13 protein-coding genes are annotated in these 17313 nt (G+C 50.8%); 2 read left to right on the top strand and 11 right to left on the bottom strand.

Annotation, left to right across the window (positions count from 1 at the left end):
* Window positions 1–156: 156 nt before the first annotated feature.
* The gene (locus tag JOD20_RS04335) at window positions 157–2085 is read left to right on the top strand and encodes an ELWxxDGT repeat protein (RefSeq protein ID WP_204754086.1); all 1929 of its coding nucleotides are present in this window, start codon (window positions 157–159) and stop codon (window positions 2083–2085) included.
* A 40-nt stretch (window positions 2086–2125) separates the two neighbouring features.
* Here the strand turns inward: JOD20_RS04335 and JOD20_RS04330 are convergent, their stop codons facing one another.
* From JOD20_RS04330 to rlmN, 9 genes are all read right to left on the bottom strand, one after another.
* A complete protein-coding gene (locus JOD20_RS04330; protein ID WP_204754085.1) occupies window positions 2126–3022 on the bottom strand; it encodes an ATP-grasp domain-containing protein in 897 nt (298 codons plus the stop codon).
* A gap of 10 nt (window positions 3023–3032) precedes the next feature.
* The gene (locus tag JOD20_RS04325; protein WP_204754084.1) at window positions 3033–3440 is read right to left on the bottom strand and encodes a GNAT family N-acetyltransferase; all 408 of its coding nucleotides are present in this window, start codon (window positions 3438–3440) and stop codon (window positions 3033–3035) included.
* Between the two features lie 301 nt (window positions 3441–3741).
* Complete coding sequence (locus JOD20_RS04320) at window positions 3742–5730, bottom strand: cellulase family glycosylhydrolase (RefSeq protein ID WP_204754083.1); 1989 nt, start codon at window positions 5728–5730, stop codon at window positions 3742–3744.
* Window positions 5731–6160: 430 nt separating this feature from the next.
* Window positions 6161–6526 carry a hypothetical protein gene (locus JOD20_RS04315; protein WP_204754082.1) on the bottom strand — a complete coding sequence of 122 codons (366 nt, stop codon included), beginning with the start codon at window positions 6524–6526 and terminating at the stop codon, window positions 6161–6163.
* The gene (locus tag JOD20_RS04310; RefSeq protein WP_204754081.1) at window positions 6523–7350 is read right to left on the bottom strand and encodes a TIGR02587 family membrane protein; all 828 of its coding nucleotides are present in this window, start codon (window positions 7348–7350) and stop codon (window positions 6523–6525) included. The genes JOD20_RS04315 and JOD20_RS04310 overlap by 4 nt, the downstream gene beginning before the upstream one ends.
* 9 nt (window positions 7351–7359) lie before the next feature.
* Window positions 7360–8976, bottom strand: a complete 1617-nt coding sequence (locus JOD20_RS04305) for an FAD-dependent thymidylate synthase (RefSeq protein WP_204754080.1) — start codon at window positions 8974–8976, stop codon at window positions 7360–7362.
* A 330-nt stretch (window positions 8977–9306) separates the two neighbouring features.
* Window positions 9307–10335, bottom strand: coding sequence for a DNA topoisomerase subunit B (locus JOD20_RS04300; protein ID WP_204754079.1), 1029 nt, complete (start codon window positions 10333–10335; stop codon window positions 9307–9309).
* A gap of 219 nt (window positions 10336–10554) precedes the next feature.
* The gene (locus JOD20_RS04295) at window positions 10555–11619 is read right to left on the bottom strand and encodes an SAM-dependent methyltransferase (RefSeq protein ID WP_204754078.1); all 1065 of its coding nucleotides are present in this window, start codon (window positions 11617–11619) and stop codon (window positions 10555–10557) included.
* Window positions 11620–11764: 145 nt separating this feature from the next.
* Window positions 11765–12856, bottom strand: a complete 1092-nt coding sequence (gene rlmN / locus JOD20_RS04290) for a dual-specificity RNA methyltransferase RlmN (protein ID WP_204754077.1) — start codon at window positions 12854–12856, stop codon at window positions 11765–11767.
* Window positions 12857–13668: 812 nt separating this feature from the next.
* Between rlmN and JOD20_RS04285 the strand changes: the two genes are divergently transcribed.
* A complete protein-coding gene (locus tag JOD20_RS04285) occupies window positions 13669–15066 on the top strand; it encodes a solute carrier family 23 protein (RefSeq protein ID WP_204754076.1) in 1398 nt (465 codons plus the stop codon).
* 123 nt (window positions 15067–15189) lie between these two features.
* Here the strand turns inward: JOD20_RS04285 and JOD20_RS04280 are convergent, their stop codons facing one another.
* Window positions 15190–15540: a hypothetical protein gene (locus tag JOD20_RS04280; protein WP_204754075.1), complete on the bottom strand. Its 351-nt coding sequence runs from the start codon at window positions 15538–15540 to the stop codon at window positions 15190–15192.
* Window positions 15541–15644: 104 nt separating this feature from the next.
* On the bottom strand, window positions 15645–17303 hold the full coding sequence (locus tag JOD20_RS04275; protein ID WP_204754074.1) for a response regulator: 1659 nt from the start codon (window positions 17301–17303) through the stop codon (window positions 15645–15647).
* Between the last annotated feature and the right edge of the window lie 10 nt (window positions 17304–17313).

The raw sequence follows: 17313 nt of genomic DNA, 5'->3' as shown, positions 1-17313 counted from the left end.
TTGGAGCAACAGGTGGAGTTTTTGCTTGCCAATCAGCCAAATTTCAGCTTGCCATGAGTTTGTAAGTTGATTCACAGTCGTGTACCACACGCCGTTCATCGCCCAAAACAAGCCCAATCGCTATACTCAGCATATTGATGTATTGGAGGAATAGCGATGAAATATTGGATTCTTTTGGGCTTGATCGTTGCCAGTTTGACAATGCCTTACGCCAGTCGAGCGGCTGAGCAGCAATGTTTCGAGCAAACTGGCTTTTGTATCGAAGGCCGCTTTTTGGAGTATTGGCAGCAAAACGGCGGCTTGCCAGTCTTTGGCTATCCGTTGAGTATTGCTGAAAGTCGCTACAATCAAGATAGCAATGAATTTTTCCTGACTCAGCAATTTGAACGGGCACGCTTTGAATTGCACCCTGAGTTTGCCGCGCCCTATGATGTGTTGCTGGGGCGGCTTGGCGATGATTTGCTGCGCTATCGCAATATTGATAGCGAGATGCTACCGCGTGAAACTGGGACACAACAAGGCTGTTTGTGGTTTGAAACAACCGGGCATAATGTGTGTAATCAAGCCAATGGCTTGGGCTTTATGGCCTATTGGCAAAACCATGGCCTGAACGACCCCAAGCTCGATAGCTTTGGCCGTTCATTACAATTATTTGGCTATCCGCTGACTGATGTTCAAACCGAAACCAATGCCAATGGCGATACGGTGTTGACTCAACATTTTGAGCGTGCGCGCTTCGAGTGGCATCCCAATCAGCCTGATCAATTCAAAGTGTTGCTTGGTTTGGTTGGCAAAGAATCACAACAATCACGTGGTGGTGAAAGTTCGTGGCCTTATGAATTAACGTTGGTCAATGACACGCTCTTCTTTACTGCTGAGGATGGGATTCATGGCCGTGAGTTATGGGCGAGTAATGGCAGCGAAAACGGCACGCGCTTAGTTAAAGATATTGAGCCTGGCGCAGGCGATGGCTGGCCATATCAACTTGCTGCTGGCAAGCAAGGCCTGTTCTTCCTACGCTATGCCAATGATAACTACGAACTATGGTTTAGCGATGGCAGCGAGGCAGGAACCCGTTTGCTAAAACAGCTTGCAGGTAGCAATACCTATATGACCAACCTAATAGCCTTGGGTGATGGAATCCTCTTTTTTGCCAACGATGGCATAAGCGGAGTTGAGCCATGGTATAGCGATGGCACAGCAGCAGGCACGCAGCTGTTGCGCGACATCAACCCTGGTGCAGGTCACTCGAACGTAGAAACTGGCTATAGCTATTTTTGGAGTGAATACACGCCCATGGCCGGGGGTATGGCCTTCTTAGCCCGCAACGAGCAGGCTGGAGCACAAGTGTGGTGGACTGATGGTAGCGAGGCTGGCACGCGCCAGATCAGCAATTTTGCTGGCGATCTGCATAGTGTTTTTGAATTAGAGCCATTAGATGCAAACCATGTAATCGTTGCAGCGAGCAATGAAGGCACATTTGGCATCTGGAATGTCAATATCAGCACTGGCGAGCAGCATGTTTTGGCAACTCACCCATGGATTACGGGCAGCATTCGCAACCCATTACCAGCATCACAACTGACCAAGGTTAATAACGAGGTGTATTATCAAGTCTATACTCAAGGGATTGGCACCAGCCTCTGGCGTACCAATGGCCAACCGCAACAAACCAGCCAACAAAACCTGAATGGCATGACACCCTATCGCTTGCTGAGTGCCAATAACCAACTGTTTGTCCAGCTCTACAATGAGATAGAACCAACTGGTTGGTGGCGTTTCAACTCGGCTAACGGCTTAACTCAATTCACCCCACTCGACTTGATTCTAGAGGATACGGGCAATGGCTTGATTGGCTGGCATTTGGGCGAAAAGGGAGTACGGGTCTACCGCAGCGCCGCCGACTATCAAGCTATGAGCTACCAAGGCTCATTGATGAGCATGAGTGGCAATACATTCGACGCAACGAAACGAGCTAGCAATGCCAAACGCAGCTTCTTTACCTTGCTCGATATGCAACATGGTGGCGAGCTTTGGCTGAGCGATGGCCAAGGTTTGCGCTTGGTCAAAGACATTCGGCGCTAATCGAATGCGTGGCGCAACCTTGCCTGTTGCGCCACTTTGCTTATTCGGCCACTACCTCAAGTTTGGCTTTGAGCTGGCTCCATAGTTCAAGTGCTTGCACTTGACTCAAGCCCGAAAACTGTCCATCACCAACTTCAATCACAATCCAATCGCCATTGATAAGTTGGCCAATATCGACAGCAATAAATGGTGTGCCAACCCGCCGAGCAGCTTCGCAGGCTAAATTCTTGACGCTAGCAAGCTCGGCAGCATTCAGTACAAATTCCTCACTTGGTGCATCCCAATAGAAGCCATAGGCCAAAACTTGATTTTGATAGACAAAGACACGATATTCGCGACCTAATGGAAAGGCCTGATAATGGCTTTCAAGCATGCGCAACTGAACTAAACGACGCAAAATAACCCGCCCACGCGCTTGCGCTGGTTGGCTCAAGAGTTGGGCACTTAGGCGTTCAAGTTCGGCGCTGGTCGTTGCTACACACGCTTGCCAACCCTGCTCCTTATTCGATTTGATTGCGCCTTTGACAAAGATCGGCCAACCCAAGCGAGCTTCTGCTGCGGCTAATTGGCCAAGCTCAGTAATGACACAACTTAATGGCGTTAGCTCGTCAAGCAAGGGATAGAAACGATCGAATTCCATGGCAGTTTGATACTGTTCTGGGGTATTGATGAGCCAAATATTGCGGGTTGCTGCCGCTTGATAGAGCGCAGTGTAATGCTCCGGCTTTGGAATATAGCCAACCCAAATTCCCGTTTGCGGCTGCTCGAAAACTGGCACATAGGCTAAAGCAGCATCAACATCTACCCAGTGCTCAGGCTCTGCTGGCAACGAATAAACCCGCATGCCAAGCATGCGGGCAGTTTCCGTAATTTGGTTGAGTTCGCGAGCATTAACAGTGTGCTGCTGGACGGTTGCTTGACTCAGAACAACCAACATCGCTGCTCCTTTATGCCTTCTGTAACCATTGGCCAATCACCTGCGACATCCCTGTGGTTTCTTCTTCGAAGCCCAATTGCAAGTAGAAGCGTTGTTGATCATCGGTAAATAAACAAACGTGTTGGCCTTGCAAATCGGCCAAAATCTGCTTCACCAAACTGCTAGCAATACCTTGGCGGCGATAATCGCTGCGCGTCCAGACATCGACGATGTAGGCGTTGCATACGCCATCGGATAAGGCACGCGCTTTGCCGATAATTCGTTCGCCATCGAGCGCAAAACAGACGCTATAGCTGGCGGCAAACGATCGTTGGTATTGCTCTGGCGTGCGCCCATTATCAAACTTATCGGCTGCAAGCTCAGCTTTTAATCTGGTCCAATCGATGGCTTCTAAATCGCGCTTGTAGTGAATTGACATTGCACTCCCTCATTGAAGAACATAGAGCATAGAGCATAGAGCATAGAGCATAAGCGCGGTTTGGAGATCGGTCTCGGGAACGGGGGTTGGAATTTGTAGGAAAAAAAAGGCAATCGGTTACATTGGATCTGATCCCCTCACCCCCTCGCCCCCTCGCCCGCCAGCAAGGAGAGGGGGAACCGCTGAATCCGTGCTCCCCGCCCGCGTTCAGTGGGAGAGGGGCTGGGGGTGAGGGCATGCCTCTAATAACCAAAAGCCTGATCCCCGACCTCCGATCCCCAACCTCTATGTTCTATATTCTTTACGGATACTGCGCCCAGCCTTGGTAGAGTTGACGGCCAAGCAGGCCTAGCTGAATTTCGTAGGCACTGCCAGCCAGCTCAGGATGATGCTCGAAGCGGTTACGCTCGAAATATTGCACCAAAAAGCCTTTGCCTTGGGCCTCGTCGTATTCCCAAAATGCTTCGCTGACCGGAAAACCATACAAGGCAATGCCGCCATTTTGCTCCCAATATTGCTTGAAGGGATAGCACAAGCTATGACCAGTTTCGACGAAATAGCTACATTCAGCAGGCGGATTTTGGGCTGGCGGAAGGCTACGCCAATCAACACCACCACGTTCGAGCGAACGCACGCCCAACAAACTGAGTTGCACCCGAAATTCGGGCTGGTTGTTAGGATGTAATTCAAAGCGATTGCGCTCAAAATATTGCACAATCGTTGGCATGCGGCCTGGGCCTGGCTCGGTCAATTCGTCGGTTAATGGCAAGCCAAAGCGAGCCAAACCACCATTTTGATCCCAGTAGCTCAGGAAACCACCAAGAATCGTATGCGGCGTTTCGGCGAAACTCCGGCCTGCACCGCTGTAGCCGCCATATTCAACCCAAATTGGCATGCCACGTTGATCGGGCTGGATTTTGACGGTGCCAGTGTCGGTGTTGACGACACGTAGCAGCGTTCCATCGTAGGCTCGTACTTGCACATGCTTGCAATCACAATTAATTTCGAGATAGGGCGGCGATTGCGCTTCGTGGACCCACCACAAAATATCAACCGAACGATCGCCGTTGCTCCAATGTTGCCAACCAAGCCCACCATCATAGGGCAATGCATAATTTGCTTGCCAACTCAAGCCACCCAAATTATGGGTCAGATGATAATAGGCGCTATAGCTTGGCTTGCGAATCCGTTGATCATCAAAATTGAGTGGATAGGTGCGCCGCAACATGCCAAAGTGAAATTGATTTTCCGTTGGGTCGTTGATCGGGCGGGTGTAATTGCTATTATCACCTGTGTCGTTGCGGAAATCGTACCAAAAGATTTTCTCAACGCCTGGATGGGTCATCGCCAGCAGATAGAAGCGTTGCAACCACGCCGCTTGTTCAGCTTCATCAACAATTCCATCGCTTTCTGTCGACCAACCAACCTCGGTATACCAAATCGGCTTGCTGCCAAATTGTGCCAGCAGGGCATCGATTTCGGCAGCTTGTTCGCGATAGGTCTGGGTGCGATCGCGACGTAAAACCGGCACTTCGGGCGCATCTGGGCGGTAGGGGTGCAAGCCCAAAATATCAAACATTGGCCAAGCGCCAAGATTATACAACCGTTGCAGATAATCGGGCGTATCGTAGGCAAATTCGGGAATTTCGCTCCAAATATCTGCGACACCACCCAAGACAATTTTGGCCTCAGGGTCGGCAGCGCGAATTGCAGCACTAGCAGTTTGCAGGACGCGCACAAAATCATCGACGTTGTAGAGGCCACTTTCATAGCCCGATGGCACCAGATTTGGCTCGTTCCAGACTTCCCAATATTTGATCTGGCCACGCTCACGGCCATAGCGGGCGACCGTTGCATACACATAATCGCCCCAATCGTTCAACCATTCTTCTGGGTGCGGATTGCGGCCTTTGAACCAAGCAGGATTATAATCGAGCAAGCCCAAAACGTTGATGCCAGCTTCGGCCTGCAACTGAATCGCCCGATCATAATTATAGAATTTTGAGCTATCGCCATCCCAGCGAAAGGGGCCATCTGGCTCAAACTGAACCTGATCCCACCAAATTTCTTCGCGGTTCCACTGAACACCAGCTTCGCGCATCAACCGAATCATGGTGGGCATTTCATCGGCGCGCACGCGGTTGCCCAATGAGACCACCATGCCAAATGGCGTTGTTTTATCACCCCATGGAATCTCGGCAGCAGCGGCGGGAGTAGCGGGGTTGGCCAGCAAAAACGGTGTGACGACGAGCACCAGCGCCAGCACCAGAGGGAGCAAGCGTTTGTGCATTGCAGTTTATCCCTTGTACAATCAGAATTCTTCTCAACGTTGCGTAGTGTACCATGCTTGCCTTGGTTTGCTGCTGATAAAAAGCTGAAAAGTTACCAAAGAGCATAGAGCAAAGAACATAGAACATAGTAGGGGTTGGGGGTTGGGGATCGGGGATCAGGCTATGGGCTATGGGAACAATAATCAAACAAATCTGTACAATCTGTGGCCAACGAAAAGGATGAAGGATGAATTATGAGGGATGAAGGGCTAAAATCAAAAGGCAGAAGTCAAAAATCAAAAATCAAAAGCCTAATCCTAAAAATCTGTGTCAATCTGTGGCCAACGAAAAGGATGAAGGATGAAGCCATTTCCCCCTTCGTGCTCTTCGCGTCCTTCGTGGTTTCGTTATTCGTTCTTCGTGCCCTTCGTGTCCTTCGTGGATCAAAAATTACGGCTCACTATAGCCCACAACTGCTAGTTCTGCTTGCTTGGGATCGCTGCTGAAAATCAGGGTTGCGCTTTGCTCAGCGTGGCCGGGCAGGAGATCAATCGTTACATTGCTTTCTTGATCATCCACCTTGCCAACAACCTCGACCGCTGCCGCTGCTTGATCGCCATCGTTGCGCACGGTTATTTCAAGATAAAACTGCTCGCCAACTTGGCGCACCTCGCCCATTGCAAGGCTAAATTGAGCTGGTTCGTCGCCTTCGGTGGCCCACAGCCAGCCAATCAAGCCAACCAAACAGCTGAGCAGCAAGACTGCGATCGCGAGCGAAACCCATTCGGCGGTTGTGCGTGCTTCGCGTTTTTTCATACGGCTAATCTCCCTGCCGCGCCGCCAACTGTGGCAGGCAAGCCCAAAACAATCGTGTAATCGATAATTTGCGCCAATGAGGTGCTTTCATCAATTTGGTTGAATACCCGCAACGTGACCAAGGCAAACACCAGCGAGATAATGTATGAAGCAATCGTTTCGCTGAGCGGCGATTGAAACAAGCCACGATCGCTTTTACGCTGCTGATGGTCGCCAAACTCAGCTTGAAACACAATCACATACGAAATCAGCAACGAGGCCGCCATAATTAGCCACAGCCACCACGGCGGCAACGAAGCAGCAATCACGCCAACTTCATCGGTTGGTGCAATCGAAAGTCCAACCACCGTTGCTCCAAGCATCGTCCCGCCTGCATCAACCAAGGTCGCATGCCAAAAACTTTGCTGCTCGGCTTCCTCTTCATCATTATCTTCGCGGCGCAACAAGCCATTGGCCATGCCAACGCCAATGGCACATGGCATGGTTTCCAAAACAACTTTGCCCAAAATAACGTCATACGCCAGATCAAAACTGACGCGCCGTAACACAATCAAACTAAAACAGGCCACTAACGCACCGAGCGCCAAGGCTTCGATGCTATCCGCGAGCGAGCGGCCCCAGGTTTCATCGCTATTGCGTCGAAAGCCAGTTGCCCGATTGAGCGCAACCAAGGCGATATAGGTTAGGCCAAGGTACAACAACATATGCAACGGCGTGAGATCGCTGCCAATATCCCACACTTCCATTGTGTAGAGCAACGGAATGCCAAACAAAAACGCGCCAGCTATTCCATTGAGCAAATCGTCAAACTCACGCCGCCACATACTTGATTCCTATCGTTGCTGCTCGGCCAATTTTTGGTCGAGGCGTTGTTCGGCTGCCAAACGCTCCAAGGCATGCTCGCCCAAATCGACAAATTGCATGCCTTCGATCAAGCTTGGATGGACATGTTGCAAAGCCAAGTACATCTGTTGGGCAATCGCGCGATAGCTCGGGTGGCCTTGCGGCGCGGCGCGTAGCTCAATCAAATGATAGGCTTCGCGCAAATTCAAGCGAAACCGCCAACGAATACGATAAGCAAACGGCACCAGATATTGCGCGGCTTCAGGCAAATCGTCCTCGATAGTTTGCACCGCTGCTGCCGCCTGATCAAGCGCTGTGCAATAGGCCTCGGCAACGCCAGCGCCCTCAAGCTCGGGCGCAACTGTATAGCCATGCACCACGCTATAGCGCTGACGCTCTTGGGTCAGAATTCGGTGGCGCTGCAAATCGCGATAAGCGCCAATATCGGCTAGAAAATCAAAGGTATAGTAAGTTTCTTCGAAGGCGCGGCCTGGGCGATGGAAACGCGAGCCGCGTTCGCCAACGTAGGCCCGTAGAATCGCAATCCGCTGATCAGTTGGCAAATTTCGTGCCCAGCTTTGGAGGTTTTCCAAGGGCTGGTCGCTGTGTGGATAGAGGATCGCCGCCACAACTTTGGCCTCTGCATCAGGATCATATTCCACTAAACTAACGCTCTGTTGATTGGGGCTAGCTCGAATTTCGGGGCTAAACGCAGCACCTGATTGACGCATCGTCGCGAGATATTGGCTATAAGCAGCGCCGCGCGCGGTTTTGGCCCGTTTAACGAATGAAGGAATCAGTTGATCAAGCTCATGTTGCAGATTAACCCCCACACCACGAACTTCGCTATGTTCGGAGCCAGCTAATTTGGTCAGCAAATATTCATAGGCTCGACCATTGCCAAACAAGCCAACATTGGTGAGCGTCGCCATTGGCAGCAAACCGCGCAATAAATCAAGTGCTTTGGCCCGCGTCGCGCTGGCGTAGGCCCGTTCGCTGGTTTTGGCATCGCGCGGGCTGGCGCTTTGGACCCACGCTTGCACAGGCTCGATCAAGGTGCGATAGCTGTCGAATAAGCGATCAAGCGTTTGTTCATAGAGCGCGGCGTGGGGTGATTGCATAATTTCCGCCACCCGATGATAGCGATATTTGCCAGCCACTTGGCGATCGAATGGCACATAACGGGTAGATTTTTCCAGCGGATCGAGGCCCAAGCGGCTATCTTCGAGCGCCTTGGCGACAATGTTGCTTACGCCTTCGCATGCCACGTGTGCCCCACCCAATTCGGCAACCGAATCATCGCCATAGCCCAACAACACCCTTTCGTAGAAAGCTTCGGCCTGTTTGGTTGCCACCAATTGATCGTTGCCATTGCTGGCGGCATGGCCAACAATTGCCTGAAAACCAGCCTCTGGCGCTTGAATAAATTCATCGAGCAACATGCGGCGTAGGCTCTTATCGCTGCGGCTGTAACGCGAGAACAAGGCACCTTTGACAACTTCTGGGAGATTGCGCAAGCCAAAAATTGGCTGATCGAGGTTGGTGACAAACGGTGCTAGAATCGCCTGTTCTTCAGGCGTAAATGTATCGCCCCAAGGGTCGTGCATGAGAATTCTCCAGTAGATTATTTGTTTCAAACTTGGCTATTTTATCCTGAGATGGGAGAGTTGATACCGAGGATAGCTACTAGGGTGGATAGATCAAGATGGTTTTGATGTGGTTTGAGTGGCTATTATGAGGATTTTAAGTGTTTCAAGCATTGATTCACCACCCTTCCGTCCCGCCTCAAGGCGGGAGACGCAGGGGTTTTCATCCCCTGCACCCCTAATATTTATCTTGTGGACTATTGCAATTGATACTGTGACCCCAAAGTTTCCCCTTCGTGATCTTCGCGATCTTCGCGGTTTCATCCTTCGTGCTCTTCGTGGATCAGAGACCTACCACATAACGAGCTGATCAATTTCGCTAGCTGATAAGCAAGCCAGTTGCTCAGGCAGTTGTTGCTGCACAAGTTGCTGAATGGCGGCGGCAATTAACGAAGGATTGCTCGGTCGCCGACCTGCATCTTGCAATGATGTTGCCAGCTGCGCCAAAACGATCAAACAGCCAAAATTGCGAATTTGGGTAGGCTCGATTGCTTGATTAACAGCAATTTTTTGATGCGCATGGCCATAAGTGGTTAACCCTGCGGCCAAACCTATTAATATCGCTTGGCGGTAGCTTGGATCAAACGGCACGTGCCGATAGCGCAGCAAACATTGCTCAATCTGGCTAAAATAGCTAAATTGCAGGCCAAGCTTAATGTGAACATGCTCATTCGCAGCCTCAAACTCAAGATATGGCTGGGGATTTAAGTTGTTGTAAATTAATTCATCAAGATAATCGCGCAGCCCATTGGGATAAAACAGGTGGTTGATTGTAGCGTGAAGCTGATCGATGACTTCAATTCGACAGCCAGCAAACAGCGTTGCCAAGCCACGCAACGAACCGAGTAGTTGATGGATTGAGCTAGCCCGCTGGATGAAAATAGCGTGGTTGGGCACAAAATGGATGCTTCGGTAGTTAGCTTGGCTGGAACCAAGCTGCTGTACCGCTGGGACAGTAAGTTCACCGTTGTAGCTCAATTGATAATGTTGACCATCGTGGTGCAAATCGATTGTGCAATGTTGAGCAGCGCCAAATAGATGCAGCAACTCGGCTGTCGGCAAGCCACAATCAGCAACCGATTCTAGAGTTGCTCCAAAATCTTGCACTATAAAGCTGGCTTCTGGCAAGCTAGTTATCTGAATCCGCTGTGCATGCTGCTTGGTTAGGAGAAAATCGATATATTCAATCAATAAGCCTTGAATTGCTGTGCCATCATTGCCGCCATAGTACATTCCTACATTTTCGCGGCGAAGTTGGATTTGGTTTAGATTCGATGGTAGTTGAATGTTGCTCGCGCTGTATACAGAATTATCGGGCATTCATAAACCTCTGCTCAGCGTTTATTGGCTTGAATCAAGGCGTTTTCTCCACCCTTCCGTCCCGCCTCAAGGCGGGAGACGCAGGGGTTTTCATCCCCTGCACCCCTAATATTTATCTTGTGGACTATTGCAATTGATACTGTGACCCCAAAGTTTCCCCTTCGCGCTCTTCGCGTTCTCCGCGGTTTCATCCTTCGTGCTCTTCGTGCTCTTCGTGGATCAATCGCGTGGCGGCTGATCGGCTTTGGGGCGTTTTTCGTGTTTTTTGCGCAGCACAGCGGTCACTTCCGAGCGATTATGGAATAGTTGGCGTGCGCCAATCACCCAATAGGCGGTGCGTAAAATACTCAGCGAGTGATAGGCAATTTGGGCGCTATGCTCGTGAGGCAATTTGAGCGTAACCACCGCCAAGCCATCATTGGTCAAAGCATTGGCAGCATCAACCATCAGCCACGCCGAATCGCGGGCATCAATCCGCATATCATTGACAATCACAGTAAAGCGCTCTTGAGTTGGCAAAAAGCGTTGCGCCAAGGTTTGCAAATGGCGCACACCTTGATCGTAGCGCAAGCTGGGGTGCAAATCAGCTGGATCAATCGCGACAACTGGCAAGCCAGCGCGGCGCAAAATCCGCGTCCAACCACCTGGTGCAGCGCCCAAATCCAAGGCTTGTCCATGATCGGGCCAGTCGATATTGAACAAGGCTTGGGCTTCGAGCAACTTAAATTCAGCGCGGCTTAATTGGCCTTGTTCGCGGGCAAAGCGATGTGCACCACCAGCCCATGCCGAGCGATTGAATTCAACGCTCGAAACGCCAAGATAGGCCCGATCCATACTCAAGGCAACCGAAAGCACACCCTGCGGATTGCGCACATCCAAGGGCAAGCCGCTCACTTGCGAAACTGCTTCGGCCAAGGCTTCGTTGATTTCAAAACGAGTTAATTTCACATGCTCATCGAGCAAGCGGGTTTGCACTGCAAACGGCTTGCGGGCTGGCAAATGCGGCGCAAGATTCAACGCCACTTGGGTCAAACGCTCCAAATCATCGGGCGTGCCTTCGAGCACAACTTCGCGATGAACTGGCGCAATATGGCGGATAAAAACGGCTGGCCGTTTGGCCAAGGTTGCTTGCCATTCAGCTAAAGGCTGCTCTAGCTCAACCAAGGCGACCTCAGGCGCAAGCCGCTGAACAGCAATTCCAAATTTACCAAAACGAATTTCTTCTATGGCTGCCTCAAGCATTTCAGGCGCAGCACTAATCAACACACGATAAGTATCAAGCACAAAAAAGTCCCCTTCGAAAGGATGAAGGATAAGGGATGAAGGATGAAATTTCAGCCTATCCCGCATCAATACTATATTTTGACGCTCTGTAGCTAGGATTTATGATTTTAAAACTTCATCCCTCATAATTCATCCTTCATCCTTATTAATACAGGTTTATCGGGCTGGTTGGCGAGGGAATTGCTGCCAGTTGGCCACAGGCGGCGGCAATTTCAACTCCGCGTTCAACCCGCACCGTACACGAAATTCCTGCCGCTTGCACAATGCGCTGAAATGCCGTTACTCGCTCGCGATGCGAACGCGTCAAGGGCGTACCAGGCACAGGATTCCACGGAATCAAATTGACATGGCACAGCATGCCTTTGACCAAACTAGCCAGTTGGGCCGCAAGCTCAAGCGTATCGTTTTTATCGTCGAGCAGCACATATTCAAACGACACTCGACGATGCGTTTTATCGGTGTAATAGCGAATCGCAGCCATCAAATCGCTAATATCAAAGCGATCGTTGACTGGCATCAGTTCGCTGCGCAATTGATCGTTGGGCGCGTGCAACGAAACCGCCAAATTAACTTGCAAGGCTTCATCGGCCAATTGGCGAATGCCTTTGACCAAGCCCACCGTCGAAACCGTCATATTGCGTGCGCCAAGATTGAAGCCCTGTTTATCGTTGAGCCGTTCCACCGCCGCCCACCAACGGTCGTAATTGGCAAATGGCTCGCCCATGCCCATAAACACCAAGTTGGTGATATGGTCGGGTACTGGCCCGCCATGGCGTTTGGCAATCGCAGCGCCTTCAGTGCGCAGATAGCGCTCGAAATACAGCACCTGCTCCATAATCTCGCCACTGGAGATATTGCGCAACAAGCCTAGCTTGCCAGTAGCGCAAAAAACGCAGCCCATGGCACAACCAGCTTGGGTCGAAACACAAATTGTCGCCCGATCAGGCGGGTAGATCATCAGCACGGTTTCAATCACCGCATTGCCTGGACAGCGCCAAAGCACTTTGCGGGTCAAGCCATCGTCAGTCGTTTGTTCGCGCACCAGTTCAAGGCCGCCAATTTGAAATTTGGCCGCCAATTGTTCGCGCAAAGCCGCCGATAAATCGGTCATGGCAGCAAAATCGTTGGCTAATTTTTTATATAAATGGGCATAAATTTGGCGCGCGCGAAAGGCTGGTTGGCCTAATTCAGTCAATTGCGCAGTCAAGCCCTGCAAATCAAGATCGTAAATATTCATGGGTTCCTCGTTTGTTACGCCCAATGATACCATCTTTCTTTATCGTGGGGATCGGTCGTTTGGGAATCGGGGATCGGCTTGATCTACGAAGGACACGAAGGGCACGAAGGACGGAAACCGCGAAGATCACGAAGATCGCGAAGTTAAGTTTTTAGTCACGAATTCCACGAATGTGGCTGTAGGCTTTTGGCTTTTGGAACCAGTGGCATGCCCTCACCCCAACCCCTCTCCCACTGAATGCGGGCGAGGGGAGCACGGAGTCGGCGGTTCCCCGTCGCCTCGCGGGCGGGAGCGGGGGTGAGGGGGCAATCGAAGGTTAACGCAATGAACCATTACATATAGCCCATAATTCCTCTGCGTTAAAACGGCCTGTTTGTGGTTTTGAGCTTTGACTTTGGCATTTCATCCCTCATCCTTCATCCTTCGGTTCTCTGCGCCGCTGCGTTAAAAACATTTCACGAATTGCACGAAGATTATTTTTTTGCCACAGATTATTTTGATTATTAATTTCCCATAGCCAAAAGCCTATAGCCTCGCCCCTTTTTCCCATAGCCAAAAGCCTACAGCCTATAGCCTGATCCCCGACCCCTGATCCCCAAACCCTATGTTCTATGCTCTATGTTCTATGCTCTATGTTCTTTCATCCCTCATCCTTCATCCTTTCCCCCGCCATATCGTATAATAGTGCTACGCCTAATTTAATTCTATTTCCCCATCTTGAAGTCTACGGCAGCCTGCTGGATGGAGCTTTCTTGCGCATGGCCAGCATTTGCCGGGCATGCATTGTTGGCTTGATTCAAAGGAGTTGATCTGTGGCACGCAGCACTTCGCGGCCTGACGCTGGCTTGGCAGGCTTTTTTCGCTTTGCCGAACGTGGAACCAACCTTCGCACCGAAATTCTGGCGGGCGTAACCACTTTTTTCGTGATGGCCTACATTATTTTTGTCAATCCATCGATTTTATCGAGCGGCCCCTTGGCAGAAGCAGGCCCGCCGTTCAACGCAACCCTCACCGCCACATGTTTGGTTTCGGCCTTGATGTGTATCGCGATGGGCTTATTTACCAATTATCCTTTTGCCCTCGCTCCAGGCCTTGGCTTGAATGCGGTCGTCGCCTTTCAATTAATTCTGACAATGGGCCTGCCATGGCAAGCAGCTATGGGTGTGGTTGTGCTCGAAGGCTTGTTAATTACGGCCTTGGTACTAACCGGTTTTCGCCAAGCGGTGATGCATGCAATTCCGCTTTCGCAGAAACGGGCGATTAGCGTTGGCATCGGTTTGTTTATTCTCTTCATTGGCTTGAATAACGCTGGCATTGTGCAACGTGGCGAGGGCACGCCCATGGCCTTGGGCAATTTCACCACCTTTTCAATTTTACTCACCATGATTGGCTTGTTTTTGACCTTGATTTTGCTGGCGCGCAAAGTTAAAGCCGCCTTGCTGATTGGCATTTTGGCCACAACAATCATCGGCGTTGTCAGCCATTATGCCTTTGGTGCTGATGTAAGTGCTCAAACTGGGGTGCAAGGAGCCTTCCCAAGCGAGTTGGCTAGCCCAAGTTTCGAGACGATTGGACAAGGCATCAATTTTGATGTGTTTAAATTAGCTGGAGTGCTTTCAGCAGTCTTGGTAATTTTCTCGCTGATGCTCTCAGATTTCTTCGACACGATGGGCACAATCATTGGCGTGGGCGAACAAGCAGGCTTTGTCAAAGCAGACGGCGATTTGCCCAACTCGAATCGGGTGCTGATGGTCGATTCAGTTGCGGCGATTGCTGGCGGCGTATTTGGCACTTCATCGGTCACCACCTACATCGAAAGTGCGGCGGGCGTTGGCGAGGGCGGACGCACAGGCCTCACCGCAGTGGTCACTGGGATTTTGTTCCTGCTGAGCATTCTGATCGCGCCATTTGCGGGCATTGTGCCAAGCGAAGCAACCGCGCCAGCCCTAATTATCGTGGGCTTTTTGATGTGTGGCGGCATTCGCGAAATTGATTTTGGCGAGCTAGAAGAGGGCTTTCCCGCCTTACTGACCATGACGATTATGCCATTCAGCTATAGCATTACCAACGGCATTGGTGCTGGCTTTATCAGTTATGTGGTGCTTAAATTGGCCTTGGGCAAAGCCAAGCAAATTCATCCATTGTTGTGGGTTGTTGCTGTATCGTTCTTGGTCTACTTCCTGTTGCCCTTGATCGAAGCGAAGATTTAGTTTGAAACAAAAAGCCCCTCTCTCAACATTTGGGAGAGGGCATCAATTCCGTATTGAACACAAATTCTGAAAAACTCATAATCATAGTCGTTGGGTTACTAACCGTAACGTGGCTATTTCAGCTCAATCAAATTGGTTCAAGGCCTGCCGCAGAGCGCGAATAACCCTTTGGCGCTTCGGCTCCTTAAATAGATAGGCTGGCAGGCGCTCATACCAGCGTTGCCAATAATGCTCAAGGCTATAGCCTGGCTCGCGGCTGCTTGGGTGCAATTTCTGCTCAAAGTGGCCGAGACAGGTGCGAAGCTGATCAAGCGAATGGAAAAGGAATGTAAATGAGCAGACATGGACGCAATAAACCCACTGAGGCACAAGTGGTGTTGCTTCACGCATTGCTTTTTGCCCGCCAATCCAGCTTGAGGACATATAATCTGGGTGTAATTCAGGATCATACTGTTCTTGCCAGCAACGAGACATACGAATCTCCTTTCCCAATCGTAAACTTCCCCAAACCAAGCTAAAACCACCAAATTAAAGCCCCTCGCCCGTTGGACGGGCGAGGGGTTGGGGTTTAGGAAGTTCTAGCTCGCTACTTTCACAGTCGCTTGATCGCCAGTTTCAATCAAATAAACGCTGCCTTTATGCGCCTTGGCCCGCTTTTTCACATCGGCGGCCAAATCGCCAAACTCGGCAAAGTGGCTAATGTGGTGATTGAGGCTTGAAACCACGCCAATCGAGATGCTCACAAACGGAAATTGCTTGGGATTGCCCTCGCGATCATTTTGGCGAATAAAGCCACGTTGGCGCGATTCAATGTCGTAATACAACGGAGCAAGCTGATCAAACTCACGAATGATCGATTCGCAGATCGCCGCCACATTATCGGGATGAGCCAAAAACACAAAATCATCGCCGCCGATGTGGCCCACAAAATCGCCAGCAGCTCCCGAACGCTCCACCGCGCCAGTAATTATGCGCGCCGTTTGGTGAATAATCGCATCGCCTTTGAGAAAGCCATATTCATCATTGTAGGCTTTGAAGTGGTCGAGATCGCAGTAGCCCACCACAAACGGCTGTTTGCGATCAAGCCGCGCCGCGATGGCTCGCTCAATTGCCCGATTGCCTGGTAGCATCGTCGATGGGTTGGCGTTGCCTTCGACTTCGCGGCGACGCAGCGAGGCACTAATCCGCGCCAGCAATTCGTTCCAATCAAAGGGCTTGGTAATATAATCGTCTGCGCCAAGTTGAAAGCCGCGGACTTTTTCTTCGGGCTTGCCCAGCGCCGAAACCAGCATCAGCGGCGTAGTGGCGGTTTGGGTGCGCTCGCGCAACTGGCGCAGCACCGTCCAGCCATCAATATCGGGCAACATCAAATCGAGCATAATCAAGTCGAAGGGCTGGCGCATGGCGAGCCGCAAGCCTTCCTCGCCGCTGGTCGTGACCGTAATCGAATAGCCAGCATTCGATAAGCCTTGACTGACAACTTGTTGAATTTCTTGATCATCTTCGATAATCAAAAGCTCGGCAATGGTTTTCTTGCGGCTTTTGATCACCAGTTCGCTGACCATAATTGGCAAACGATCCAAGGCCTCGTCTTTGCGAATAATTTGCAGCCGTGGGTCAAGCTCTAGTTTTTCGGTTTGAGTTGCTTCCAAACCAGTGTAAATAATAATTGGAATATGCTTGGTTTCTGGATCTTCGCCCAACACAAAGGCCACTTGTTCGCCATTGAGATGCGGCAACATCAGGTCGAGAATAATTGCGACCGGCTGATAGGCCCGCGCCAAATCTAAGCCCGCCATGCCATCGGGCGCAGTAACCACGTTATAGCCCGATTGCGTCAAGCGAGCCGAAACCACGGCCCGATAGGTCTGCGAATCTTCAATCAACAAAACACACGGCTTGCTGGTGTCGATATCGGGAGGATATTTGGGCAAAGCCGAATGTGGCGCTTCTGCAGGCGCTTGGTTGGTTTGTTGCGGACGTTGGGCCAGCACCTCATCAGGGATAATCACCTGAATGCCGGTTGCATGGTCAAACATATATTCTTGCAACACATCAATTGCGCTGCCCAAGCGTGTTGCCGAGCGATTGAGTAAGCCCATCACCTCGGCAATTTGGGCCGAATTGGCGTTGGTTTCGGCTAAATAACGTTCAAGCAAGGCCAAACCTGCGTTCAAGGTGGTGAGCGGCGTTGCAAAACGGTGAACAAAACGAGAACGGCGTTCGTAGCTATCCATACAGGTGTCT

The organism is Herpetosiphon giganteus (assembly GCF_016907925.1).
GTDB lineage: Bacteria > Chloroflexota > Chloroflexia > Chloroflexales > Herpetosiphonaceae > Herpetosiphon > Herpetosiphon giganteus.
Note: the sequence above shows the minus strand (reverse complement) of the source record. Positions and strands in the feature narration are given on the sequence as shown.

Coding starts and splice junctions, on each gene's coding strand:
- JOD20_RS04335 (WP_204754086.1), top strand. CDS start 157: ATGAAATATTGGATTCTTTTGGGCTTGATCGTTGCCAGTTTGACAATG.
- JOD20_RS04330 (WP_204754085.1), bottom strand. CDS start 3,022: ATGTTGGTTGTTCTGAGTCAAGCAACCGTCCAGCAGCACACTGTTAAT.
- JOD20_RS04325 (WP_204754084.1), bottom strand. CDS start 3,440: ATGTCAATTCACTACAAGCGCGATTTAGAAGCCATCGATTGGACCAGA.
- JOD20_RS04320 (WP_204754083.1), bottom strand. CDS start 5,730: ATGCACAAACGCTTGCTCCCTCTGGTGCTGGCGCTGGTGCTCGTCGTC.
- JOD20_RS04315 (WP_204754082.1), bottom strand. CDS start 6,526: ATGAAAAAACGCGAAGCACGCACAACCGCCGAATGGGTTTCGCTCGCG.
- JOD20_RS04310 (WP_204754081.1), bottom strand. CDS start 7,350: ATGTGGCGGCGTGAGTTTGACGATTTGCTCAATGGAATAGCTGGCGCG.
- JOD20_RS04305 (WP_204754080.1), bottom strand. CDS start 8,976: ATGCACGACCCTTGGGGCGATACATTTACGCCTGAAGAACAGGCGATT.
- JOD20_RS04300 (WP_204754079.1), bottom strand. CDS start 10,335: ATGCCCGATAATTCTGTATACAGCGCGAGCAACATTCAACTACCATCG.
- rlmN (WP_204754077.1), bottom strand. CDS start 12,856: ATGAATATTTACGATCTTGATTTGCAGGGCTTGACTGCGCAATTGACT.
- JOD20_RS04280 (WP_204754075.1), bottom strand. CDS start 15,540: ATGTCTCGTTGCTGGCAAGAACAGTATGATCCTGAATTACACCCAGAT.
- JOD20_RS04275 (WP_204754074.1), bottom strand. CDS start 17,303: ATGGATAGCTACGAACGCCGTTCTCGTTTTGTTCACCGTTTTGCAACG.